The sequence below is a fragment of the uncultured Clostridium sp. genome (genome assembly GCF_934754915.1).
In the GTDB taxonomy this organism is placed as follows: Bacteria; Bacillota; Clostridia; order Clostridiales; family Clostridiaceae; genus Clostridium.
Genome location: NZ_CAKVKB010000009.1, coordinates 22439 through 48157, shown reverse-complemented (window position 1 = coordinate 48157; position 25719 = coordinate 22439). Strand labels below are relative to the sequence as shown.

Sequence of the window (25719 nt, the reverse complement as noted above, 5' to 3'; positions counted from 1 at the left end):
TTGCAAATAAGATTTATATATCTATTTACTGCCATTAGTTCTAGTTTCATGTGTAGCATTATCTAACAAATTATGTTTAGGTTCTATATTTCCTATAGTTTTTTTTATATCTTCAATTATTTTTTCTATATGTTCTTTACTCTGTTTCTTGAAATTTTTTATATCTTCATCTATTTTAAATAAATTCTTATATTTTCTTTTTAAACTCTTTAACGCTTCAAATTGCTCCTTTTCTTCATCAGTCATGTTATTTTCATCAAATTCAACTGATTCTCCTCTATCTTTTCTATACTGTTCATAACTTTCCAATTTATTATATCCACCATCATAATATTTCTTTAATTCATTATAACTTCTTTGAGATATACTAAGCTGAACATTAGATATTGATTCTGCAACTTCATTATAATTCATAGTTGAAAGAACTGAATCAACATTACCCATCAATATATTGCTTAATGAACCATCTAATTCTGTCCATTTTAAAAACATTTCCCTTTTATCTTTACAAAGATCTTGTATACCTTTGGCTATTTCATCTTTTCTTTTTTCCATTTTCATTAAGTGGTTAAAATCATTCTCTTTTATATGCTCTATTCTTTCTTCAGCATTCTTGTTTCTTTCAGTTATTTCATTAATAAAATCTGATTTACCATTTTTACTTTTATTACCTAAATTAACTTTAATACCCTAGGATTCATCTTGCTTAAAATTTTTATAAGCTTTGATTGTATTAGATTTTTTATTTAGTTTTTCTTCACGGTCTTTTTGCTTTCTTGTAAGTTCCATATTTTCTATTTTTTTATTCACATAAAATGACAATGTTTTATTTTTTATATTCATTTCCACTCCCCCATTTCCTCTATAATCCATTTTCGTATTTTTTTCAATTGCTTTATATGCAGTTTTATTATTAAACTACTTATCTACTAAAACAGGTAGATTTAGACTACGCAAATGCAAATTAAATATTTTCAAAATTTTTTAATTATTATCTTATTCTATAATTTAGAATATAATTATTTTTTATAGTTTAAACTTTATATATATTTTAAATGTGATATAAATCTTTTATATAATATATTTTTTATTATTTAATTATTTCCCTTATTATTTACATTATTCCGTAAAAATAATAAGAATTCATATATAACAAAAAAGAAACTGCACATGGTTTCAAAAATCTATTAGGCAGTTTCAAATTATTTTAATATTCAATTATTTTAATTTATTATATATTTTTTTATTATACACTTCTAACTCTTAAAATTCGTTACAAATTAATTTTCTTTTATAATTTCTTTTAATTCATCTGTTATTTTTTCAATATCTGAAACTAAATTAACTAATTTATTCATTGCTTCAAATTCTTTATTAGTAGCTTGAGATACTTTTTCTAATCCATTTAGATTATCACTGCATATATCCTTTACTTGTCCCACAATTTTTGCAATCTCACCACTATTGTCTATTACATTTTCAGTAATATTTTTTATTTTTTCAATTTTTTTATTCATTTCTTCATTGGCAGAAAGAACTTTATCAGATGATTCTTTAGCTTCTAATATAGAATTTAATCCATTTTGAACTAACCCAGCACTTTCATCAATTGAATTTACAGCAGCATTAGTTCTATTTATTACTTCATTAATTATTTTATCTATGCTATTTACAGCCTCCTGAGATTGTTCTGCAAGCTGTCTTACTTCTTCTGCAACAACTGCAAATCCTTTGCCGTGTTCCCCAGCTCTCGCTGATTCTATTGCTGCATTTAAAGCTAAAAGATTTGTCTGAGCCGAAATATCACTTATAAGGTTTATAATTCCTGCTATTTCTTTAGATTTTTCGCCCAATATATTTACAACATCTTTAGTTTCATTTGTACTGTTGCTTATAACATTCATATTCTCAGTTGCAATGTTCATAGTTTCTGAATTTAAAGATGCTATTTTCTTTATATTATTAGAAAGTTCATATACTGATTTATTTTCACTAGATAGTTCTACTATACTATCAACTATTAAATTTACATTATTTTCTGCTTTTCCAATGTGTGAAATTGTATCTGCTGAACCATTTCTCAATTCATCAGCATAAGTAACTATATTTTTATTAGTATTTGATATGTTTCCTGTTTCTTCTGATAAAACATGCATACTGTTAACCAATTTTTTAGAAATCTCTGCTGATTTATCCACTATTATTGACATATCATTAACTATAGAATCACTTTTACTTTGAGAATCTATTACACTTTTTAAAAGATGTGAAGTTCTATCATTTATATTCATAAAAATTATTGCTAAAAATAATATTTCTATAAATCTAGGAATTATCTGAAATACTACTACCTGAAATAAACTAATTACATTATCATCTGGAGTAAATTTCCAAACATATGCTAACAATTGTGAAATAGTTGATAAAACCATAATTTCTAACAATACAACCAACGTTACTTTTTTATCAAAATACATACAAGCAAGAACTAAAGGGCATACAAATAAGATTATCACATGGTATGACAAAGTAATATTATATATAGCTACAGTTATTACACAACATGTAATTATAATATATTTTACACAAGGTTGATTCATTTTTAGAATATTGACTATCAGAGTTGGAATTAACAGTATAATTATTCCTGTTACAGTTGTTATTAATATTGTATTGCTTTCAATATCAAATATTTTCAAATAGTTTAATACTGAAATAGCAAGTGTAAAAATACATCCTATAGCCATAACTTTTGCGGTAAAAAAATTTGCCTCTAATTCATTTTTCTTTAATACAGAACTATTACTTTTCATTTTTTTCTCCTTTATCAATATATTAGTTCCATATATCCCCTCATTAATTCTACCCTATTTTAGAAAATTTAATTTTCCCATTTAATATTATAAATTGATTTTTTTACAATAAATTACTTATATATAATAAATCAAAAAATAAAAAATGTCTATGAATAAATCATAGACATTTTCTAATAATTAACTATTCTAATAATTAACTATTGCTGAGAAATCTTCTGCTTTTAAGCTAGCTCCACCAACTAAAGCTCCATCTATATCAGACATTGCCATTTGGTCTTTTATTGTATTTGGTTTAACTGATCCACCATATTGAATTCTTACTGCATCAGCAACTTCTTTTCCGTACATTCCTTCTACAACTTTTCTTATAGCTGAAATTGTTTCATTTGCTTGTTCTTTAGTAGCAGTCTTACCAGTTCCAATAGCCCAGATTGGTTCATAAGCTATAACAACTTTTGCAGCCTGTTCATTAGTTAATCCAGCCATGTCAACTTTTATTTGACAAGCTATGAAGTCATTTGTAACTCCAGCTTCTCTTTGTTCTAAAGTTTCTCCACAGCAAAGAATTGGAGTTAAGTTGTGTTCAAAAGCTTTTTTAACCTTTTTATTTAAAGCTTCATCAGTTTCATTAAAGTATTCTCTTCTTTCACTATGTCCTAATATAACATAGTCAATTCCCATTTTTTCAAGCATTGCTGGAGCAACTTCTCCTGTGAAAGCTCCACTTTCTTCAAAATGCATGTTTTGAGCAGCTATTTTTATGTTTGAACCTTCAGAATCTTTTTTTACTGCATATAAACATACAAAAGTTGGAGCTACAACTACATCACATTTAGCATCTTTAACTAATGGCTTTAATTCTTCTATTAATTTAACTGCTTCATCAACAGTTTTGTTCATTTTCCAGTTTCCAGCGATAATTGCCTTTCTCATTATATCCACCTCATATATTTTTAATTTTTTGTAATTCTAATTTCAAAAATTAAATCAAAAATTTAAGAATATATTTTTATTAATGGCTATGAACTTAAAAAAATTGATCAGATTTTTTTAAGTTCATTCTTACTGCTTTTTCCATAGTCCATGGTATTAAATTATACTTTTTCAACTAAATATTTTTATAATTCAAGTTAAAGTTTTTGGCCGAAAACTTCATAAAATCCCGTCGAATTTCCTCAAATTTACAATCACACTTATCTCAAAATAGCATAACTCTTTTCTATTTCATCAGCCATAAAACCAAATAATAAATATCTATATGTAACTTAAATTTAATAATCTAATTTACAATTCTAAATTCAAATTAGTCGTTTAATGCAGCTATTCCTGGTAATACTTTACCTTCTAAGAATTCTAATGATGCTCCACCACCAGTTGAGATGTGAGTCATTTTATCTCCAAATCCTAAAGTGTTAACAGCAGCAGCACTATCTCCACCACCAATTATAGTTGTAGCATCTGCATCTGCCATAGCCTTAGCTACTGCAATTGTACCCTTATTGTAGTTTTCGAATTCGAATACTCCCATAGGTCCGTTCCAGATAACAGTCTTAGCATCTTTGATAGCATCAGCATATAAAGCTTCAGTCTTAGGTCCGATATCTAATCCCATATTTCCAGCTGGAATATTTTGATCTTCAGTTACTGTAGCAGGTACATCTTTGAATTCAGTTGCAACTCTGTGATCTACTGGTAATAAGAATTTAACTCCTTTTTCAGCAGCCTTAGCAACCATTTCTTTAGCATAGTCAAGTCTATCTTCTTCAACTAATGAAGTTCCGATTTCATATCCTTGAGCTTTTAAGAATGTATAAGCCATTCCACCACCAATGATTATAGTATTAACTTTGTCTAATAAATTGTTGATAACAGCAATCTTATCAGAAACTTTAGCTCCACCTAATATAGCAACAAATGGTCTTTCTGGGTTTTCAACAGCATCTCCTAAGAATTTTAATTCTTTTTGGATTAAGTATCCGCATACAGCTGTATCTAAGTAGTCAGTAACACCAACTGTTGAACAGTGAGCTCTATGAGCTGTACCAAAAGCATCATTTACAAATACTTCTGCTAATGAAGCTAATTCTTTAGAGAATTCTTCACCATTCTTAGTTTCTTCTTTTCTATATCTAGTATTTTCTAATAATACTACATCTCCATCTTTCATTGCATCTACTGCAGCTTTAGCATTTGGTCCAACAACATTATCATCTGGAGCAAATTTAACTTCTTTGCCAAGCATTTCGCTTAATCTCTTAGCAACTGGAGCTAATGATAATTCTGGCTTTGGTTCTCCCTTTGGTTTACCCATATGTGAGCAAAGAATAACTTTTGCACCTTTTTCAACTAAATATTTAATTGTTGGAAGAGCTCCGTTTAATCTGTTTTCATCAGTTATAACACCATCTTTTAATGGTACATTAAAGTCACATCTTACTAATACTTTTTTTCCTGCTACATCGATATCTTCGATAGTTTTCTTATTGAAATTCATTTAAATTCACCTCAAAAAAATATTTTTTATAGATAATTTTAAAATAGTCTGGCTTTATAGCCTTATACTACAAAACCAGACTTATTTACTTTAACATAAATTTGCGCGTTTTATGTTTAATTGAGTTCAAATTACTTTAAGTTAGCGAAGTATCCTAAAGTTCTGATTAATTGGTTAGTGTATGACATTTCATTGTCGTACCAAGAAGCAACTTTAACTAATTGTTCTCCGTTAACTTCCATTATCTTAGTTTGAGTTGCATCGAATAATGAACCATAGCTCATTCCGATAACATCACAAGAAACTATTGGATCTTCAGTATATCCATAAGATTCAGTAGCAGCAGCTTTCATAGCAGCGTTGATTTCTTCTACTGTTACTTTCTTGTCTAAAGTACAAACTAATTCAGTTAATGAACCAGTGATAACTGGAACTCTTTGAGCGTTACCATCTAATTTTCCTTTTAATTCTGGGATAACTAATCCGATTGCTTTAGCAGCACCAGTTGAGTTAGGGATAATTGAAGCAGCAGCAGCTCTAGCTCTTCTTAAATCACCTTTTCTGTGTGGAGCATCTAAAGTATTTTGATCGTTAGTGTAAGCATGGATTGTAGTCATGAAACCTTTTTGTAATCCAAATTTGTCGTTTAATGCTTTAGCCATTGGAGCTAAGCAGTTTGTAGTACAAGAAGCACCAGAAATTACTGTATCTTCTGCTTTTAAGATGTCGTGGTTTACATTGTAAACAACTGTTGGAAGGTCGTTTCCAGCTGGAGCTGAAATAACAACTTTCTTAGCACCTGCTTGAATATGAGCTGAAGCCTTTTCTTTTGAAGCAAAGAATCCAGTACATTCTAATACGATATCTACGTTTAATTCTCCCCATGGTAATTCAGCTGGGTTAGCATTTGCAGTAACTTTGATTTCTTTTCCGTTTACTACGAAAGCTCCTTCTTTAACTTCGATTTCACCATTGAATCTACCTTGAGATGAATCATATTTGAATAAGTGTGCTAACATTTTAGCATCTGTTAAGTCGTTGATTGCAACAACGTTGAATTTATCTTGTTGTTCCATCATTAATCTTAAAGCTAATCTTCCTATTCTTCCAAAACCATTAATTGCTACGTTTACCATATCAATTACCTCCTAATAATGCTTTTAATAATTATTTATTTTAAAATTTTATAAAAATAAATTTTACAAACTAATCCTTATAACTGAAATTCTGTAATTTGTCCAGTATTCCTTTGGCTGCAGCTTCATCTGTAACCAATACACCTGTACAATCATTATATTCAGTTGCAATAATTGATTCAACCTTATTATTCCCACCAGCTACAGCAATATGCGTTTTTATTTTTCTCGCATTGTTTATCTTAATTCCAATTGATGTAGTTTCAGAAATAATTTTAGAATCTCTGCTGAAATAACACCCAAAGGCTTCTCCTACTGCACCATTATCAATGAGATTTTTAATTTCCTCATCTGGGACGCCTCTTTTTTTAGCCATTTGGACAGCATTACCAACACCATACATTAACACATCAGCTTTATGTATAGTATCTATAACTGCTTTTACAGCCTCTTCTTTAAGAAGATTATCGATTATATCCAGGCTTAAATTTTCTGATATATGAAGCATTTTATAGGTACCATTAAGTTTTTTTGCAAGAGATGCAGCCAATGTATTTGCTTGTGTTTCAACATTTTTACCCATTCCACCTCTAGCAGGTACCACTTGAATATTTGATAAATTAGTTATTTTAGGAAATGCTTCCACAACTTCTTTTAATGTACTTCCACCAGTTAAAGCAACTATGGAATTATCTTTAATCATATCCTTTACATAATTTGCACAAGCCTTACCTAAATCCTTCATAACCAAAGGATTTTCATCAACACTTCCTGGAACAATGATTACCTTTTTTAAATTAAGTAAAGATCTTATTTTTTCTTCCATTTCTGAAAGTCCTTTTATTTCATGAATAAAATCTTCTAATTTAATAATAAGCTCTTTTCCATCACTAGTAACCTTCATTCCAGCAGGATTTATTTCTATTAGCTCTTGTTCCTTTAGAAAACCTATTTCTGTTCTCACAGTTCTCTCACTGATATTTAATTTCTCAGCAAGACTTCTTCTGCCGATTGGTTCATTGTGATAGATTGTTCTGAGTACGTTATACCTTCTTTCTAAAGTATTTACAAGCTCAGGAACTATCTTCTTCTGTAATTCTAATATTTCCTGCAACTCAAACACTCCCTTGGTCATTATGTGTCCCATAGCATTTCATTATGTCCCACATCTATTATTATAGAACACCTTTAGAAAATTTTAAACCCCTTATGTGAAATTTTTTTAATTATTTGAAATTTTTAATCATGTATCTAATTTAAGTTTTAGTATACAAATGATATTAGTATCTTTCTTACTTTAATATAATATATATTTCATAGTCAATTAACAATAAATGATGAAATCTTTACAAAATTTCTTTGATCCTTATATGTTTTAATATAATTATATCTTTTGCATTTTAAATTTTGTATTTTAATATATTCAAATTGATTTTAAATACTATTGTATATAATAATCAATGATTCTTGATTCTAATAATATTATTTATAAAATTCATTTTATATATACCTGTAAATTAATTTATTATTAATCTACAGGTATATTGAATTATAATCTTTTCCTCATAGAAGATGGTTTTATTCCAAGCTCCTCTCTATACTTAGCAACAGTTCTCCTTGATATCTTCATATCAGCCTGATGAAGAATATCACTTATTCCTTGATCTGATAACGGCTTTTCTTTATTTTCCTCTTCTATTATTTTTTTTATTTTATTCTTTATATTTATTGTAGTTAAATCTTCAGAATTCCCACTTGAAATACCATTAGCAAATAATTCTTTTATTTTTATTGTTCCAAAACTTGTTAGTATATATTTATCTTTAATTGTTCTGCTTATTGTTGAATCGTGAACTCCTAACTCTTCTGCTACTTCTTTAAGTGTAAGAGGTTTTATATATGCATGTCCTCTTTTAAAGAATTCTATCTGTTTATGAAGAACACTTTCTAACACTTTATATAAAGTATTTTTCCTTTCTTCTATAGCCTTTATTAAAAAAACTGCTTTATTAACTTTTTCCTTTACATAAATATTTACTTCATTGCTTTTTTCATTTTTAAGAGCATCTCTATAAGTTTTATTTATCATAAGTTTAGGGAGTACGCTTTCATTCATTATAATAAAAAACTCGCCATCAATATTTCTTATTTCAGCATCAGGAATTATATAATTAACTTCTTCTCCTGTGTAAAATCCCCTTGAAGGTTTTGGTTCAAGCTTTTTTATTAAATCTCCATACCTTTGAGCTTCTCTTGGTGAAATTTTTAATGCTTTTCCTATAGCCTCATATTTATTCTCTGCTACTTCTTCTAAATGCTCATTTATTATTTCTTTTATATTATCATCAAGTATATTTAAATTAATACTTTGAATAATAAGACATTCCTTAATATTTCTTGCTCCAATCCCATAGGGTTCTAATGACTGTACTATCTTTAACCCTTTTTCAACATCATCATTTGAAATATTTAATTCAACAGCTAATTCTTCTACAGGTATTTCAAGATATCCTCTGCTATCAAGAGATTCTATAATATATTGTGCAATCATTATGAAATATTCATTATCATTCAATTCAAGAATTTGTTCATGCAAATATTCTTTCAAGGATTTCTTTTTTTCAATAAAATTTAATGGTGAAATTTCCTCATTTGAATATGCTTGCTCCGGATTATCTTTATAACTATCATAATCCATTTCTTGAGCCATCTTTTCAATATCATATTGTTCTAATTCACTATTTTGAATTTCATCTTCTGAGTTATCCTGCTCATTTATTTCTAGAATAGGATTTTCAGAATATTCATTATCTATATATTCTCTCAAATCATGAAGAGACATTTGTAAAAGCTTAATTGATTGCTGCATATTTTGAGTCATTATCATTTTTTGTTGCTGAGTCATTTTTATACTATAATCAAGATTCATAGCTACCTCCTGTTCATATAGTTACTGCATATTGGATTATACAAATAAATATAATTGTATATTTTTAATTTCATCTCTGTTTATCATTTGTTAAACGTATTCAAAAAATATTTTACCTATTAAATAAAGTATAACTTTTAAGTCATATTATAGCAAGTACTCATTTATACTTTACTTATTTTATATTTACTACATAATTTTTTGTATTATTCTCTTTTAAGATATATATTTTTTATAATAAAGTCCCATAACAATTAGAGAAATCTTTTCAAGATTTCATCCTTCATTGTCAATTGAAATATATATAATCAATAAATTAGTAAATATAATACTGTCTATTCTAAATATACATTCTTCAGTAAAATATAGATATCAACTGATTTTAATGAAAATTTAATTTTCAACAATATATATTAATTAAAGCAAAAACCACCATAGTTCATAACAACTATAGTGGTTTAAATATATATTTGTTTTATTATTTCATATTAGGAAATCCTATTTGTCTTAATGCTTCATAAGCTACTATTGCAACAGTATTTGATAAATTTAAACTTCTGGTACTTGATTTTATCATCGGTACTCTTAATCCTTGAAATCTATCATGAACTTCTTGAGGAACCCCACAAGTTTCTCTTCCAAACATTATGAAATCTCCATTTTTAAATTCTATCTCATCATAATGATTTCCACTTTCATGAGTAGTAGCTAGAAATATTCTTTCATCTCCATACTTTTCTAAAAAATCTTCATAACTTTCATGAACTTCTAAGTTTAAATCCTTCCAATAATCCAAACCAGCTCTTCTTACTTGTTTTTCACTTATATCAAATCCTAGTGGTTTTATTAAATGTAGTTTACAATCTGTAAGTACACATGTTCTTGCTATATTTCCTGTATTTTGTGGTATCTCAGGTTGATATAAAACTATATTAAAATTCAAAATTTCACCCTCTTCATTATTCTAAAAATATAAATGTATTTTCATTGTTTTAAATTTCTGCATACATCTCAACAACCAATAAAATTAAATTTATAATTAATTTTACATTTATTATACACTATTGTCCTATAGTAATATCCTCTAAATTAGAATTATCAGTTTCAGGTACTGGCTGTTGTTGTTCTTCCTGTACAGGTTTGTTCTCTTCTGTTGAAGTTTCTGGCTGTGCTGGTGCTTCTGGCTTTTTAGTTCCCTTTTTAATTATTACATCTACCTTTGCATATGTGTCATTAGAAACTTGTTCCCTATTTACTTCTACTCCATTTTCGTATGTTACTTGATATGATTTTGCTTTATAGCCAGTCATTCCTCCACCTTCACTAACTTCAGTTCCTTCATCCAATGTTGGATCTTCTACAACTTTAGTTTCTGCAGGAAGGGTTTCAAGAATTTCGTTAACCATATCATATGTTTTTCCATTTAATGCACTAGAATCACCATAAATATTATAAGTCACAATTTTTCCTGCTGTATATCCCTGAATATATATTGGAAAATCATATGGATTTGTAAATTTGTAGTCAAGGTAACCATATGAAACTGTTGCATCTAATCCCGGTACCGCATATCCTACCGCCATAGAATGATTTGTTCTTTCTGTAGATCTTATATTTGCTCTCATAACCGCTCTATAAAGAGTTGTTGATACCTGACATATTCCACCGCCAATTCCTGGTTCAACTTTATTTCCAACATATGTTCCAGCTTCCTGGAATCCAGTTTCCTCTGTTCTAGGTCCTACAACATCATTAAAACTGAATGTCTCTCCAGGCATAACTATTGTTCCATTAATTTTTTGTGTTGCAAGTTCTATATTATGGCTTCTTCCTGCTGCTGAAGTTCCATAACTTGTTGAAAATGACCCCATAACATCTTTAATTTTCGATAAATCTTCAGATGTTACTTTTGCTTTAGTAACTTCTGCTGAAATCTCTATTTTGTCCTCTGAATCAGTATCTCCATTTAATGCTTCTTTTATTTGTAAATCCAAATCCTCAGGGTCTATCTCCATACCATCCTGTTCAGGTACTACCTGAATTTTATCTCCTGAAATATTAATTGAAGCATTTACAGGTTCTTGATTTACTTCATCAATAATTTTCTTTTCAAAATCATCTAATTTTTCTTCATCATAAGAAAAAGCTAAATGTACATCATTTTTCTTTTTACTTTTAATTTTCAAATATTTCTCAAAAAATCCATTGTTCTTTCCATATTCAAATGCTTCTTCTACTGTAGCATCAATATCATATGACGGACATATTTGGGAATATTTAAGTTCAAATTCCTTACCCTCTACATCTATTTGAAGAACCTTATTATCTATTTCACCTTCAAATGCTTCTTTTAATTTAATTTTGGCTTCATCTTTTGTCATTCCACCAATATCAACATTCTGAACAGTGACACCAGGATAAATTTTTTCATCCCATTTCTTAACTGAATTATTCATTGCCACCAAATATGCTGCAAGACCACATATAATGATCACAAGTGTCCCTGCTGTCATGAGTGCAATTTTCCTCTTTTTTTTTGACGCACTTTTTCTGGAAGACTTTCTTCTCCCACTACCATTTTCCACTTATTAATCCCCTTTCAAGAAATATAAAATATAAGTTTTTTAAAATAATATAACAAATAATAATTGCAGTAATAAATTATTTTTAATCTTAATTTTGTATTAATAAAATACAATTTTGACATAAATCTTTAATATAAATATAGTAACTATATTATCAAAATATATTATAACTTAAACTTATATTTTACTTATAAAAATATATTATTTTTTAACACATAATTGATGACAATTTATATAAATATAAATTGTCATCAACGCTAATATTATATCATATTTTGTTGTACTTATGATAGCTAAATTACAATAGATAATAATAAATAATATCAATATTTATTATCTGCTTACACATTTACCTTAGCTCTGATTTTAGATGTCTCTCCATCATAATCAAATGCCTCCATTGATACTTCTAAAGGCCTTGTAGTTATTTTGCTTATTTTCTCAGAACTTATAATATAATTTGTATCATTTTCATCTACTGTACCTACCCACTCTTTATTTAAGAATATGTTATATCCTAAAATGTCCGAATCATTATTTTTATTCCACGAAACATATATTCTTCCATTTTCCAATTTAGCTTTAAGTCCTGTTACAGATGCTGGCTGCATTAATAATGAAATATTATTTGGCCCCCAATTTGCATCTACAGGATTCCCAACACCTTGAATTTTTTGATTTTCGCTATACTGCCATATTCTCCACCTAGTCCATCCTCCAATATCTGGTGGAACCGATGGATTTATAGGCAAATTAGTATACATAGCAATCCACAAAAGCATATTCTTTAAAGGATAACCTTTTCCTGGCACATAAAAATTATCATATATTTCAATAAAGAAAAGACCTGTATAAAGCATTAGTCTTCTTCTTGTTTTTTGTTCAAACCGCTTTCTAAAGCGGTCAATCCAATCGACTAATGTTTTTGTTGATATTGATTTATCTATAGGAGTTTCAACATCAAGTACTGGAAATAAATCTCCATAATCTTTATTTCCAAATCCCTCTTGAAGAACTTGTATAAAATCATCACATTGTCTATCTGCATCAGTCAAATCATAAGATGGGACTCCAAAATGATATGCTCCTACAGGTATACCATATTCATGGCTTGATTTAACATAATCAAAAAATTTTCTGTCAACTCTAAATCTTCCAGAGCCAGAACCAGATGCTCTTAAATACAAGAAATCTATTTTTGTAGCTAAAATATTGAATTGTACATTTTGAGTATATTCATTTATATCAATACCAAAAAGACTTTTAGAATTTTTGTCTTGCATATGTCCTCCAAATAAAATACTACATTAATATAAATATTAATATTAATCAAAAAAAGTACCTTATTTTTTATAAATGATTCCTATTGTTTATTAAGTTCAACATAAAAACTTATATTATTTCCAACAGAATCAGCCCATATTTTTCCTCCATGCAGTTCAACTATATTTTTTGATATTGCAAGCCCAAGACCAGATCCTCCCGTATTTGTATTTCTTGATTCATCTACTCTATAAAATCTGTCAAAAAGTTTATCTGTTTTTTCTTTTGTAAGATGATCTCCTTTATTTCTAAATACTATAACAGCCTTGCCATCTTTTTCATACAAACCAATAATTATTTCACCTGGTTTATATGCATATTTAATAGCATTAGTAAGTAAATTTTCAAACACTCTGAGCATCTTTATTGGATCTATTGATACAAATACTTTTTCACACTCGAATTTTTTAAATATACTTAAATTATTTTCGTCAAGTATTGGCATAAGCTCTTCAATAAGTTGTGATAAAAATTCTGATAAATTAACCTGACTTCGATTTAGATTAATTCCATTATTATTGTATTTTGTATACTCAAATAAATCATCAATCAGTACCTTTAATCTTTCAGCTTTATTAAAGGCAATATTTAAATACTCATCCATTTCCTTTTCATCTTTATATCTCTTTTGAATTACAAGCCCCATATATCCCATTACTGATGTCAGTGGTGTTCTTAAGTCATGTGAAACATTAGTTATTAAATCTGTTTTTGTTTTTTCAGCATCTCTTTCAGCATTTATTTTCTCACCAATTTCTTTAGCCATATAATTTATATTATATGCTATGTTTTTTATTTCATCTGTTCCTCTTTCTTCTATTCTATAATTAAGATTTCCACTTGCTATAATTTTTAAGCCAACTGCAATTTCATCTAAATATTTCATTTTACTATTGGTTATAACTACAAATGAAATTATAAATACAATACATGTTAAAAATACAGCTAATGATGAATTTGATTTATCTATTGTCGTATATGTTATAGTTGCTTCTGGAACTTTGCTATATATAAGATATACTCGTTCATCACCAATCTTAAGAGGCATTATATATTTCTTTTCTTTAACTACTCCTATTTTCTCATAATTAGAATTTGTCATTGCATCTTTTAATGCACTATATATGTCTATACTTTCTTCTGATACTCCACTTGTCTTAAAAAGCACTTTTCCATCAAGATCAGTAATGTAACATTTATCAGATTGTGGAATAGAATCTAATATTTCATAAATTGCTTCTGTATCTGTAAGTAATATTTGTTGATTTTCTATCTCTTCTGCAAGATCACTTGCTAATCTCTCAACGGCATCATAATCATATGTTATTTGCGGCTCTGTATATTCTCTTTTTAAAAAATTATTTGTAAAACTAAAAAAGAAAAATGATATCAAAAAGCATATTCCTATTACAAGCATAAGTTCAAATCTTATACTTTTTTCAATTTTCTTTTTTATAATATAAATAAAATGCTCTATATAATCTAAAATTTTCAGATAGGACTTATTTATATTTTTCTCCATTTTATTTTTTAATTTATTTTTCAATCTTATAGCCTACCCCCCACACTGTCTTTATAAACCTTGGATTTCTAGGATCAGATTCTATCTTTTCTCTAATTTTACGTATATGAACCATAACTGTATTATCAGAAGTCATAAAATCCTGATTCCATACACTTTCATAAATATTTTCTATAGAAAATACTTTTCCTCTGCTTTTTGCAAGAAGTGCTAATATATCAAATTCAGTTGGAGTTAACTTTATTAATGTATCACCAATTTTAACTTCATGAGTTTCAAGATTTATTGTAAGATCTTCAATTATTATAGTATTTTCATCCTCTTTAAGTTCTAAATCTTGTTTTGTTCCAAATTTATAAAATCTCCTAAGCTGAGATTTTACTCTTGCTACTAATTCTAATGGATTAAAGGGTTTTGAAATATAATCATCTGCTCCCATATTAAGTCCTAATATTTTATCTATATCTTCACTTTTAGCAGATAGCATTATTATTGGCATTTCCTTCATCTCTCGTATTTTCAAGCATGTTTCTATACCATTTAAATTTGGCATCATAACATCAAGTATTACAAGATCTACTTCATTATCTTTTATTATATTTATAGCTTCAACTCCATCACTTGCCTGAAGTGTATTATATCCTTCACTTTTTAAATATATCTCAACAAGATCTCTTATCTCTTTTTCATCATCAACAATTAAAATGCTTCCATTTTCCATCAAACACCATTCCTTCATCATATACTGAATTTAATCTTATTTTTATTTTAGCCTAAACTCCTTAATAAAAATATTATAACTCCTTAAGTTTTTCTGAAATAGGATCAATTATTTAAAATAAAAATAAGCTACATCTTTTTTATAAAATGTAGCTTATAAATCTAATTTTATTATCTTGAAATCTTCATTGAATCTTCTATTATCATATCAATAAGTTTATCAAAACTTATATTAACTGCTGCTGCACTTTTAGGAATAAGACTGTTCTTTGTCATTCCTGGTAAAGTATTAACTTCTAATATATAAGGAGTTCCATCAGATGTAACTATCATATCTACTCTTGAATAAACTTCACACTTTAAAGCTTTATAAGTAGCTAAAGCCATTTCTTCAACTTTTTCGTTCAAGTCCTTATCTAACTCTACTACAATTTCCTGTGCTCCACCATCATCATATTTTGAAGCAAAATCAAAGAATTCTGCCTTTGGCTTTATTGCAATTACAGGAAGCATTTTATCACCATAAACTGGGCAAGTAATTTCGTCACCTTTAATGAATTTTTCAATCATTACTTCCTTATCCCATTTAAATGCTTCTGCTACACAACCTGCTATTTCTTTTTCTTCTTTTACTATAAATGTTGCAACACTTGAACCACCATGAGTAGGCTTAACAACTACAGGATATCCTAATTTTTTAATTGCTTCATAGTTTATTTCATCATTTTGATGTAAATTTATCCATGGAGCAGTTCTTATTCCTGCTGCTTGAAGAATAGATTTTGTAACATCCTTATCCATACACATACCACTGCTTAATGGACCACATCCTGAATAAGGAATTCCCAAAGTCTGAAGTACTGACTGAACAGTTCCATCTTCTCCAAATTGACCATGTAATGCTAAAAGAGCAAAATCTATTCCTTTAACTTTTGTTACTATATCTTCTTTTTTATCTATGACAATCGATACAACTTCGTATTTATCTTTATTTATATTTTCAATTATTGATTTACCACTATCTAGTGATATTTCTCTTTCTGATGAAATGCCACCCATTATAACTCCAATTTTCATTTTTTACCTCCAATATTTTACTTGCCTGCTTTTATTATTTTAGTTTAAAAATATAAAAAATAAAAGAACCACCATATAATAATTTTTACTCAAAAGTGGTTCAATTAATTTTATTTTTCATATTTACATATATGACTCAGAGGACATTCTTCACATTTAGGATTTCTTGCTGTACAGCATCTTCTTCCATGAAAAATAAGAAGATGATGCATTAATGTCCATTCTTTCTTAGGCAGTTCTTTTTGAAGCTGTTTTTCAACTTCAAGAACATTATCACTATTTGCAAGTCCAAGACGATTCGATACTCGAAATACATGTGTATCTACCGCTATTGATGGAACTCCAAAAACATTTGATAATACAACATTAGCTGTCTTTCTTCCTGCACCAGCTAAAGAAGTTATGCCCTCCATAGTCTTAGGAACTTCTCCATTAAAATTCTCTTTTAATTGTCTGAACATAAGAATAAGATTTTTTGATTTGTTTCTATATAATCCAATCTGCTTTATTCTTTCTTCAAGTTCATCATTAGTAATTTCAAGAAATGCATCTAAATCAGGATAATCTTTAAACAACGTATCAGTTACTTCATTAACTTTTTTATCAGTTGTCTGAGCTGATAATATAGTTGCTACAAGCAATTGAAATGGTGTTTTGTAATTCAATTCACATTTTGCATCCGGATAAGTTTCTTTTAAAATCTCTACAATTTTCTTTGTCCTTGCTTTCATTTTTACATTCTCCTTACTTATATACACCTCTGTAATGTTCAGGTAAAAGTGCAGCTATGCTTCTCATTAGTATATCCATGCATCTATCATCATATTCATGTTTGTCTTCATCTTTTTCTTTTTTAGGAAATTCAATTTTATCTCCTATATTAACAGTAACATCAGCTTTATGCCATTTTTCTCCTCCCATATTTCCATCCTTGCTTATTGGAAGAAGTTTATCAGTACCAGACATTCCTATTGGTATTATTTCTGCTTTTGATAATTTTGCAAATAATAATATTCCTTTTTTTCCTTCAATCATAGCTCCAGTTCTGCTCCTAGTTCCTTCTGGAAATATAAGAATATCATCTCCGCCTTTCAATGCTTTAACAACTTTTGTTATAGCATCTTTATCTGCTGAATTTGGCTTTATCGCTATATTCTTAACTATCTTAGTTCCTATATTTGTTATTGGATCATTTGTTAATTTTATTCCAGCAATGAAATATGGATCACTTTTTTCTTTAAGTATTTTATTTAAAACTATTCCATCAGAATTGCTTAAATGATTGCATACAAAAATTCTAGGTTTTTTCACCTTATCAATTTTTTCCAAACCATTTACCGTTAAATTAGCATATTTTTTTAAATATCCATTAGCAATTTTTTTTGCTATACTTACAAAAATACTTTCTGGAAGCATATTTATAATCTTAACAGTTACTGGTGATAGCATTCTCATTCCCCCCATTTTATAATAAATCCCTATCTATTATATATTTTTTTCTACAGCCTTGCAATTTTATGATTCATTATCTTTATCATAGCTTTTTTCAATTATTCTATTTAAATAACCATTTAGATATGGAGATTCAAAAGCTATATCTTCAATTTTTTCATTACTTTCCTTTTTAAATAGATATTTTCTTATTAATGCATTTCTTTTTAATATATTTTTTCCTCTCCAGCCACACGATATCTTTTTAAATCCTTCTTTAAATTGACCATTATTTATGTTAATGATATAATCTTCATCAACATTCTGAACAAAATCCAATGGTTTAAATTCTTGTATTTTTGAATTTTTTACTTGTAAATTATATGGACAGCTATATTGACATGTATCACATCCAAATATTCTTCCTCCAAGCTTCCCCATTTCCCAATCTGTTAAGTCTTTTTTCTGTGTAATGTAAGAAAGACATATATTGCAGTTTTTCCTTGAATTATTTATTGACTTAGTTGGACATTTACTATAACATATATCACACTTTCCACACTCTTTAAATAAATTAATTTCATCAAAACTTCTCTTGTCCTCTTCATATATTTCCAAATCAGTTACTATTTCACCTAAAAATACATATGAACCATATTCAGGTGTAATTATAAGATTATTCTTTCCTATAAAACCAACTCCTGATATATATGCCAAATATCTTTCAGGAAGAGTATTACTGTCAACAAAAGTTTTATACTTTCCTCCATTTTTCTCAATTATCCTTCCTATTTCATTTAAATATTTATTAACTACAAAATGATAATCAAGTCCATGTGTATAAACTGAAAATCCACTTTCATTTTGATCTTTTATCTTCATTTTCTCATCTAAAAAAATATAAGGGAAAGCTATAGAAATTATAGTTTTCCCCTCTTTAAACCATTCTTTTGAATTTATTCTTAATTCTATATTATCTTCTTCAAATTCATTTTGTAAATTTGAAAATTTCCGCTTTTCTAAAAATGTCTTCAATTCATTGAATTTTCTACATTTAATGAAACCTACTGAATTTATACCTAAAGAAAAACAATAGTTTATTATTTCTTCTTTTACTCCCATGCTGTATCCTCTATATTATCATATCATTATAAATTTTCTTTTTGCGCCCCTGTAAATCTTTTATCTCTATTATACATGATTTTGCCTTATTTTTTAATATATTTTTAGCTCTTAAACCAACTGCTGTAGCTCCTTCAGGCACATTATGAAGAACAACTGAATTAGCTCCAATCTTTGCATTATCACCAACTATAATAGGTCCCAATACTTTTGCACCAGTTCCAATTAAAACATTATTACCAATAGTAGGATGCCTTTTTCCTTTATGCTTTCCTGTACCACCTAAAGTAACTCCATGATATATTGTTACATTATCACCTACTTCAGCTGTTTCACCAATTACAACACCCATTCCATGATCAATAAAAAGACCTTTACCTATTGTTGCTCCTGGATGAATTTCTATACCTGTAAAAAATCTTGATAACTGAGAAATTAAACGTGCTATAAAAAACCTTTTATGCTTATAGAAAAAATGTGCTATTCTATATGATATCAAAGCATGAATACATGGATATAATAATAATACTTCTATTTTACTCTTAGCTGCTGGATCTTCCTTTAAAACTCTTTCAAGACTATAATTTAACATTTTAAACACAGCTCTTCTTCTCCTTTTTTATTCAGTATAATTTCAATTGATTATCAGCAGAATTAATCAAAAAGTCCCATTGATATATATTTTTCTCCTCCATCTGGAGCTATTGCTAGTACCTTTTTGCCTTTTCCTAATTTTCTTGCTGTTTCTATAGCTGCATGAATTGCTGCCCCTGCTGATATACCAATAAGTACTCCTTCTTTTTGAGCAAATCCTTTTGCAGTTTTGAATGCATCTTCATCTTTAACTTGGATTACTTCATCTACAAAATCCTTCTCATAAATACTTGGTACAAAACCTGCACCTATACCTTGAATCTTATGACCTCCTGGATTTCCTCCACTTAAAACTGGTGATCCTGCTGGTTCAACAGCTATTGCTTTAATATTAGGATTCTTTTTCTTTAAATTCTTTGAAATACCTATAACAGTTCCACCTGTTCCAACACCTGCAACAAATGCATCTAAGTCAGGAATATCAGCATATATTTCTTCAGCTGTTGTTTCATAGTGTTTTTCTGGATTAGCTAAATTTTCGAATTGTTGTGGAATAAAATATCCATCTCCACTTCCTATTTCTAAAGCTTTTTCTATTGCTCCTTTCATACCTTTTGCACCTTCAGTTAATACAAGTTCAGCTCCATAAGCCTTTATTAAATCTCTTCTTTCTTTACTCATTGTTTCAGGCATTACAATTATTACCTTATATCCTTTTAAACCTCCAATAAGAGCTAAAGCTATTCCAGTATTACCACTTGTTGGTTCAACTATTACTGATCCTTCTTTTAATAATCCTTCTTTTTCAGCTTTTTCAATCATTCCTAATGCCGCTCTATCCTTAACACTTCCACCTGGATTGAACTTTTCTAATTTTACATAAACATCTGCAATATTTTCTTCCTTAATAAAATTATTCACCTTTAATATTGGTGTCTTTCCTACTAATTCTAATACTCCATTATAAATCATAATACTTGTCCTCCTAAAATATATTAATTCTTTTTTATTAATCTAAGTTAATGTACCTTTATTATTTAATCTATTAATAATATTTTATGCTAATTCATTTATATTTCATGTTATCTTATTAATCCATCAGTGTATTTCATTATGTTTAAATCACTCGTGCACTAGCAATTTAATTTTATATAATAAAAAAACCCCATCTTCTATAATCATTTATAGAGACGAAGTTACTTCGCGGTTCCACTCTAATTGGATAAATAAAAATCCCACCTCAAATTTAGCACAAAATATACCTATCACTATAACGGGTGAACCCGGAGAATCTTACTATCTTTCAGATTTCAACTCCAAAGGGCACTTCACATAAATTCCTGTTAGAAAGTTTTCAGCATCCTTTCCTCTCTGTCAACATTCCACTATGTTACTTTCCTTTTTCATAGTTTTTTAATTCTGAGTGTTTTGATAAACTTTATATTTTTATTATATGCCAAAACATAAAAAAGTCAACACCTTTTTTAAATTTTCCCAAAAGTGCTGACTGATTACTATTTCTAATTTTTCTTTTTCCATAAAGGATATAAAAACTCATCTATTATATCATGTATTATTACTATCCCTACAAGTTTTTCATTTTCATCTATTACAGGTACAGACAATAAATCATATTTTGCTGCTTTTTCTATTACTTTATTTATCTCATCATCGTGCTTTACTCTTGATACTGTTTTATCCATTACTTCTTTTATCTTCACTTCTGGAGAATATAAAATTAAATCTTTTAATGGTAAAACGCCCTCAATATGTTCCTCTTCATTTGTTATATATATATAATACATAACTTCTTCATCTGGTTTCATTTCTCTTAAAATATCAATTGTATCACCTATAGTTATATTAAGATGAACAGAAATAAATTCCTTGCTCATGATACTTCCTACTGTTTCATCTTCATATTTCAAAAGTTCTTTAACTTCCTCTGCATCTTCTCTTTCTAAATTTACCAATATCTTTTCTCTTTCTTCTTCATCAAGGTCATCAAGCAAATCTGCAATTTCATCACTTGGCATATTTTCAAGAACTTCTACAGCTTTACTGTCTGATAATTCCTTAATTATAGCACCTTTATATTCAGAATCAATTTCTTCAAGAGTATCAGCTGCTAAATCCTCATCTAGAGATTCTAAAACCTGCTTTCTTGAATTTGTATCAAGATTTTCAAGTATATCTGCTAAATCAGCTGGATGAAGTTTTGAGAGTTTTTTATATGGTACAGATAACTGTAAATTGTTGTTCACCATTTCAAGTGATTCTACATCATCCCATCTTAATACAGTATCTTCTATAGACTTTCCTCTAATTTTATATATAATTTTCATTAATCCTGATATCTTCAGTCTTCTATATCTTGCAAAAGGTCCCACTTCAACTGCAATTACTCTAAATTCTCCTGCAAGCTTAGCTATCCTAAGATCATTAACTCTAACAACCTGCTTTCCATTAATATCAACTATTTTTTTATCAAGAAGATTCTCTGATAAAAGATAACTATACCTCATTGGAAGTATTTCTTTGCTGCCTCTTGTTTTAATTTTAATTTTTCCATCATTTTCTGTAAATTTTATAGATCTGAATTCATAATGAAATGTAACTCCATCTTTTTTTAATTTATACCCAATTATACGTGGATATCCTTCTTCTGTAGTTACATAAATATCTTTTAATGATCCAAGTACATCTCCAAATTCATCATATACCTTACGATTTAGTATATTTGTATACAAAAACATTGATAATTCCATTACAAAGATTCCTCCTAATCTTTTTAAAGAAAGAATTCTTCTATGATTATTACCAATTCTACATAATTAATAACAACTATTTAAAAATCATAAGACAGCACAAAACCTTAAAAGAATTCCCTCTGCAAATATTTAATTTTCTCGTTTTATACTTAGTATTCTGAGGTCCTTCCTCCATGTTTTTACACCAGCCTTTTTCTATAATATTTAACACATCACTTCTAAATTTATTCTTTATCTATATCAATAATTATTTTAATCCATACTTATTATATTACATACAAATTAAAAGGCAATAATATTATTGATTATTTTAACTTAATTTTATCAAAATAAATAAACTTCCTAGAATTTATTTCATTTCATTAGGTTTGTAAAGTGCAACAGCTTATGTTAATATACTTTAAGAAATATACATGACTTTATTATTGTCCACATTTTTATTTTTTACTTTTGTGGATAATGTTACTATTTATATAACTAATTTGTGGATAAAATTTAGAAAGGATTGGAGTTAATAATTTTATGAAGCTTAATAAAGAATTTTTGCCTATAAGTAAAGACGATATGCATCAAAGAGGTATTGAGCAGTTAGACTTTATTATTGTTTCTGGAGATGCATATGTAGACCACCCATCATTTGGTACTGCAATTATCGGCAGAACACTAGAAGCGCAAGGTTTTTCTGTTGGAATAATCGCACAGCCTGACTGGCACAATTGCGAAGACTTCAAAAGACTTGGAAGACCAAAATACGGATTTCTTGTTAATTCAGGAAATATAGATTCCATGGTTAATCATTATACTTCTGCAAAGAGAGTACGACATGAAGATTTATATTCTCCTGGTGGAGAAGCAGGCCACAGACCAGATAGAGCAGTTATCGTTTATTGCAATAGAATAAGAGAAGCCTATAAAGATATAGGAATTGCAATTGGTGGTATTGAAGCTAGTCTTAGAAGATTTGCTCACTATGATTATTGGGATAACAAAGTAAGACGAAGCATTCTCGTAGATTCTAAAGCCGACTTATTAATGTATGGTATGGGTGAAAAAACTGTTGTACAAATTGCTGATTTATTAAGATATGGAGCTAATATAAAAAACATAACTAATGTACGTGGAACTTGTTATCTTACAAATGATATATCTAATATAAAGGATGCTGTACATATTCCTTCTTTTGAAGAAGTTTCTACTGATAAAAAAGCTTACGGTGAAGCCTATAAACTTGAATATTATGAACAGGATTCAATTTTAGGAAAAACCATAATTCAAAAACATGGTGACAGATATCTGGTTCAAAATTCACCACAGGAAAATCTTACTCAAGAGGAAATGGATATTACATATAACCTTCCTTATGCAAGAACATATCACCCTATTTATGAGGAAAAAGGCGGTATTCCTGCTATAAGAGAAGTAAAATTTTCAATAACAAGTCATAGAGGCTGTTTTGGTTCATGTTCTTTCTGTGCACTTACCTTTCATCAAGGAAGAGTTATTCAAAATAGAAGTCAGGAATCAATTATTGATGAAGCAAAACTTCTTACTACATTACCTGACTTTAAAGGATATATACATGATATAGGAGGCCCTACTGCTGATTTTAGGCATAGAGCATGCAAAAAGCAGGAAATTCATGGAACATGTAAAACAAAACAATGTATGTTTCCTAAGCCATGTAATAATTTAATAATAGATCATACAGAATATTTATCTCTTTTAAAGAAAGTAAGAAAACTTCCAGGAATAAAAAAGGTATTCATTCGTTCTGGTATAAGATATGACTATTTAATCCATGATCCTAATGAATCATTCTTTAAAGAGTTATGTGAACATCATATAAGCGGGCAGCTTAAAGTTGCTCCAGAACATGTTGTTCCAAGAGTATTAAATCAAATGGGTAAACCTACAAGAGAAGTTTATGACAAATTTGTTGATAAATATTTTCAGATAAATAAAAAACTTGGAAAGAAACAATTTCTTGTTCCTTATTTAATGTCTTCCCATCCAGGATCTGACTTAAATGCAGCAATAGATCTTGCATTGTATGTGAAAAAGATGGGATATACACCTGAGCAGGTGCAGGACTTTTATCCTACTCCAGGAAGTTTATCAACTACTATATATTACACTGGATTTAATCCAATTACTGGAGAACAGGTTTATACTCCTAAAACCCAGGAAGAAAAAGACATGCAGAGGGCATTGATTCAATTTGCTGTACCAAAAAACTATCAAAAAGTAAAAAAAGCTTTAATTAAAGCTCACAGAGAAGACTTAATAGGAAATGGAAAAGACTGTTTAATTGGATTTGCTCCTAAAAAAACAGGATATCAGGGAAAAAACAATAAAAATAATTCTTCTAAAGAAAGCAGAAGTAATTCTAAACATTTTGGTGATAATAAAAAATCAAAATCTCATAATAAAACTGAAAAATTCAATAATAAAAACTCAGCAAAAAAAGCATCTAATAATAGAAAAAGAATTCATTAACATAAATAAAACAACTGCTACTTTAAAAAATAATTTTTAAAGTAGCAGTTCTATAATAAAGATTATATATTTTTTACTATTGCCAGTTATAATTATTACATAAAAATCTAAGATAAATTTTAATTGTATATATTGAAATGAGGAACTTATTTACTATGGAAAAAAATATTTATATTATGATAAGCCAAACCAATACAGGATGTTCAAAAATACTTCAATTCTTTACACGAGCTCCTTATAACCATGCATCAATAGCACTCGATGAAAATTTAAATTCTCTTTATAGTTTTGCAAGACAAAATTTGTACATTCCTTTGATTGCAGGTTTTGTTAAAGAAGATATAAACAGTGGCATATACAAAATTTATAATAACACAGTATGTGAAATATATAGATTAAAAATTACAGAAGAACAATACAAAGCCCTAGAAGAATCAATTGAAGAATTTAAAAACAATGAATCTGAATATAGATATAATTTCGCTGGTTTAATCGCAATACTCTTTAATATTCCATATCACAGACCAAAGCATTATGTATGTTCACAATTTGTTGCATATGTGCTTGAACAATCCAAAGTAATTGAGTTTGACAAGCACTTCACACTTATGAGGCCATATGACTTTAAATCAATATCAGGACTTGATTTAATTTACTCTGGAAGGCTTTGTGATTATGCATTATAAATAAAATCAAAAATGGG

General features: G+C 28.3%; 22 protein-coding genes and 1 other annotated feature. Of the genes, 2 read left to right on the top strand and 20 right to left on the bottom strand.

Features of this window, described 5'->3' with window-relative positions; translation table 11 throughout:
- Positions 1–21: 21 nt before the first annotated feature.
- From Q0F58_RS03185 to Q0F58_RS03090, 20 genes are all read right to left on the bottom strand, one after another.
- The gene (locus Q0F58_RS03185; RefSeq protein WP_294372483.1) at positions 22–561 is read right to left on the bottom strand and encodes a hypothetical protein; all 540 of its coding nucleotides are present in this window, start codon (positions 559–561) and stop codon (positions 22–24) included.
- Positions 562–690: 129 nt separating this feature from the next.
- Positions 691–843: a hypothetical protein gene (locus Q0F58_RS03180; RefSeq protein WP_294372481.1), complete on the bottom strand. Its 153-nt coding sequence runs from the start codon at positions 841–843 to the stop codon at positions 691–693.
- Between the two features lie 437 nt (positions 844–1280).
- The gene (locus Q0F58_RS03175; RefSeq protein WP_294372479.1) at positions 1281–2813 is read right to left on the bottom strand and encodes a methyl-accepting chemotaxis protein; all 1533 of its coding nucleotides are present in this window, start codon (positions 2811–2813) and stop codon (positions 1281–1283) included.
- 189 nt (positions 2814–3002) lie between these two features.
- On the bottom strand, positions 3003–3749 hold the full coding sequence (gene tpiA / locus Q0F58_RS03170; RefSeq protein ID WP_294372477.1) for a triose-phosphate isomerase: 747 nt from the start codon (positions 3747–3749) through the stop codon (positions 3003–3005).
- A 370-nt stretch (positions 3750–4119) separates the two neighbouring features.
- Positions 4120–5310: a phosphoglycerate kinase gene (gene pgk, locus Q0F58_RS03165; protein ID WP_294372474.1), complete on the bottom strand. Its 1191-nt coding sequence runs from the start codon at positions 5308–5310 to the stop codon at positions 4120–4122.
- Between the two features lie 131 nt (positions 5311–5441).
- Positions 5442–6446, bottom strand: a complete 1005-nt coding sequence (gene gap, locus Q0F58_RS03160) for a type I glyceraldehyde-3-phosphate dehydrogenase (protein ID WP_294372471.1) — start codon at positions 6444–6446, stop codon at positions 5442–5444.
- Positions 6447–6516: 70 nt separating this feature from the next.
- Positions 6517–7581, bottom strand: a complete 1065-nt coding sequence (locus tag Q0F58_RS03155; RefSeq protein WP_294372468.1) for a sugar-binding transcriptional regulator — start codon at positions 7579–7581, stop codon at positions 6517–6519.
- Positions 7582–7995: 414 nt separating this feature from the next.
- Complete coding sequence (gene rpoN / locus Q0F58_RS03150; RefSeq protein ID WP_294372466.1) at positions 7996–9375, bottom strand: RNA polymerase factor sigma-54; 1380 nt, start codon at positions 9373–9375, stop codon at positions 7996–7998.
- Positions 9376–9853: 478 nt separating this feature from the next.
- Entirely contained in the window at positions 9854–10318 is a 465-nt protein-coding gene (locus Q0F58_RS03145) for a tRNA (cytidine(34)-2'-O)-methyltransferase (RefSeq protein WP_294372463.1), read from the bottom strand.
- 118 nt (positions 10319–10436) lie between these two features.
- A complete protein-coding gene (locus tag Q0F58_RS03140) occupies positions 10437–11960 on the bottom strand; it encodes a VanW family protein (RefSeq protein WP_294372461.1) in 1524 nt (507 codons plus the stop codon).
- Positions 11961–12301: 341 nt separating this feature from the next.
- Complete coding sequence (locus Q0F58_RS03135; protein ID WP_294372459.1) at positions 12302–13243, bottom strand: glycoside hydrolase family 25 protein; 942 nt, start codon at positions 13241–13243, stop codon at positions 12302–12304.
- 80 nt (positions 13244–13323) lie between these two features.
- Entirely contained in the window at positions 13324–14805 is a 1482-nt protein-coding gene (locus Q0F58_RS03130; RefSeq protein WP_294372502.1) for a cell wall metabolism sensor histidine kinase WalK, read from the bottom strand.
- A gap of 13 nt (positions 14806–14818) precedes the next feature.
- Complete coding sequence (locus tag Q0F58_RS03125; RefSeq protein ID WP_294372500.1) at positions 14819–15526, bottom strand: response regulator transcription factor; 708 nt, start codon at positions 15524–15526, stop codon at positions 14819–14821.
- Between the two features lie 170 nt (positions 15527–15696).
- Positions 15697–16602, bottom strand: coding sequence for a D-alanine--D-alanine ligase (locus Q0F58_RS03120; protein ID WP_294372457.1), 906 nt, complete (start codon positions 16600–16602; stop codon positions 15697–15699).
- A gap of 110 nt (positions 16603–16712) precedes the next feature.
- The gene (gene nth / locus Q0F58_RS03115; protein ID WP_294372455.1) at positions 16713–17333 is read right to left on the bottom strand and encodes an endonuclease III; all 621 of its coding nucleotides are present in this window, start codon (positions 17331–17333) and stop codon (positions 16713–16715) included.
- 13 nt (positions 17334–17346) lie between these two features.
- A complete protein-coding gene (locus Q0F58_RS03110; RefSeq protein ID WP_294372452.1) occupies positions 17347–18051 on the bottom strand; it encodes a 1-acyl-sn-glycerol-3-phosphate acyltransferase in 705 nt (234 codons plus the stop codon).
- Positions 18052–18117: 66 nt separating this feature from the next.
- Entirely contained in the window at positions 18118–19155 is a 1038-nt protein-coding gene (queG, locus tag Q0F58_RS03105) for a tRNA epoxyqueuosine(34) reductase QueG (RefSeq protein WP_294372450.1), read from the bottom strand.
- A 10-nt stretch (positions 19156–19165) separates the two neighbouring features.
- Complete coding sequence (epsC, locus tag Q0F58_RS03100; protein ID WP_294372447.1) at positions 19166–19756, bottom strand: serine O-acetyltransferase EpsC; 591 nt, start codon at positions 19754–19756, stop codon at positions 19166–19168.
- Positions 19757–19809: 53 nt separating this feature from the next.
- Entirely contained in the window at positions 19810–20721 is a 912-nt protein-coding gene (cysK, locus tag Q0F58_RS03095; RefSeq protein ID WP_294372445.1) for a cysteine synthase A, read from the bottom strand.
- A gap of 211 nt (positions 20722–20932) precedes the next feature.
- Positions 20933–21165: a binding site (T-box leader), on the bottom strand.
- A 104-nt stretch (positions 21166–21269) separates the two neighbouring features.
- Positions 21270–22517 carry a magnesium transporter MgtE N-terminal domain-containing protein gene (locus Q0F58_RS03090; RefSeq protein ID WP_294372442.1) on the bottom strand — a complete coding sequence of 416 codons (1248 nt, stop codon included), beginning with the start codon at positions 22515–22517 and terminating at the stop codon, positions 21270–21272.
- A 525-nt stretch (positions 22518–23042) separates the two neighbouring features.
- Here Q0F58_RS03090 and Q0F58_RS03085 point away from each other — a divergent pair.
- Both Q0F58_RS03085 and Q0F58_RS03080 read left to right on the top strand, forming a co-directional pair.
- Positions 23043–25016, top strand: a complete 1974-nt coding sequence (locus Q0F58_RS03085) for a YgiQ family radical SAM protein (RefSeq protein ID WP_294372439.1) — start codon at positions 23043–23045, stop codon at positions 25014–25016.
- A 155-nt stretch (positions 25017–25171) separates the two neighbouring features.
- Positions 25172–25702: a hypothetical protein gene (locus tag Q0F58_RS03080; protein WP_294372435.1), complete on the top strand. Its 531-nt coding sequence runs from the start codon at positions 25172–25174 to the stop codon at positions 25700–25702.
- The last annotated feature ends 17 nt before the right edge of the window (positions 25703–25719 follow it).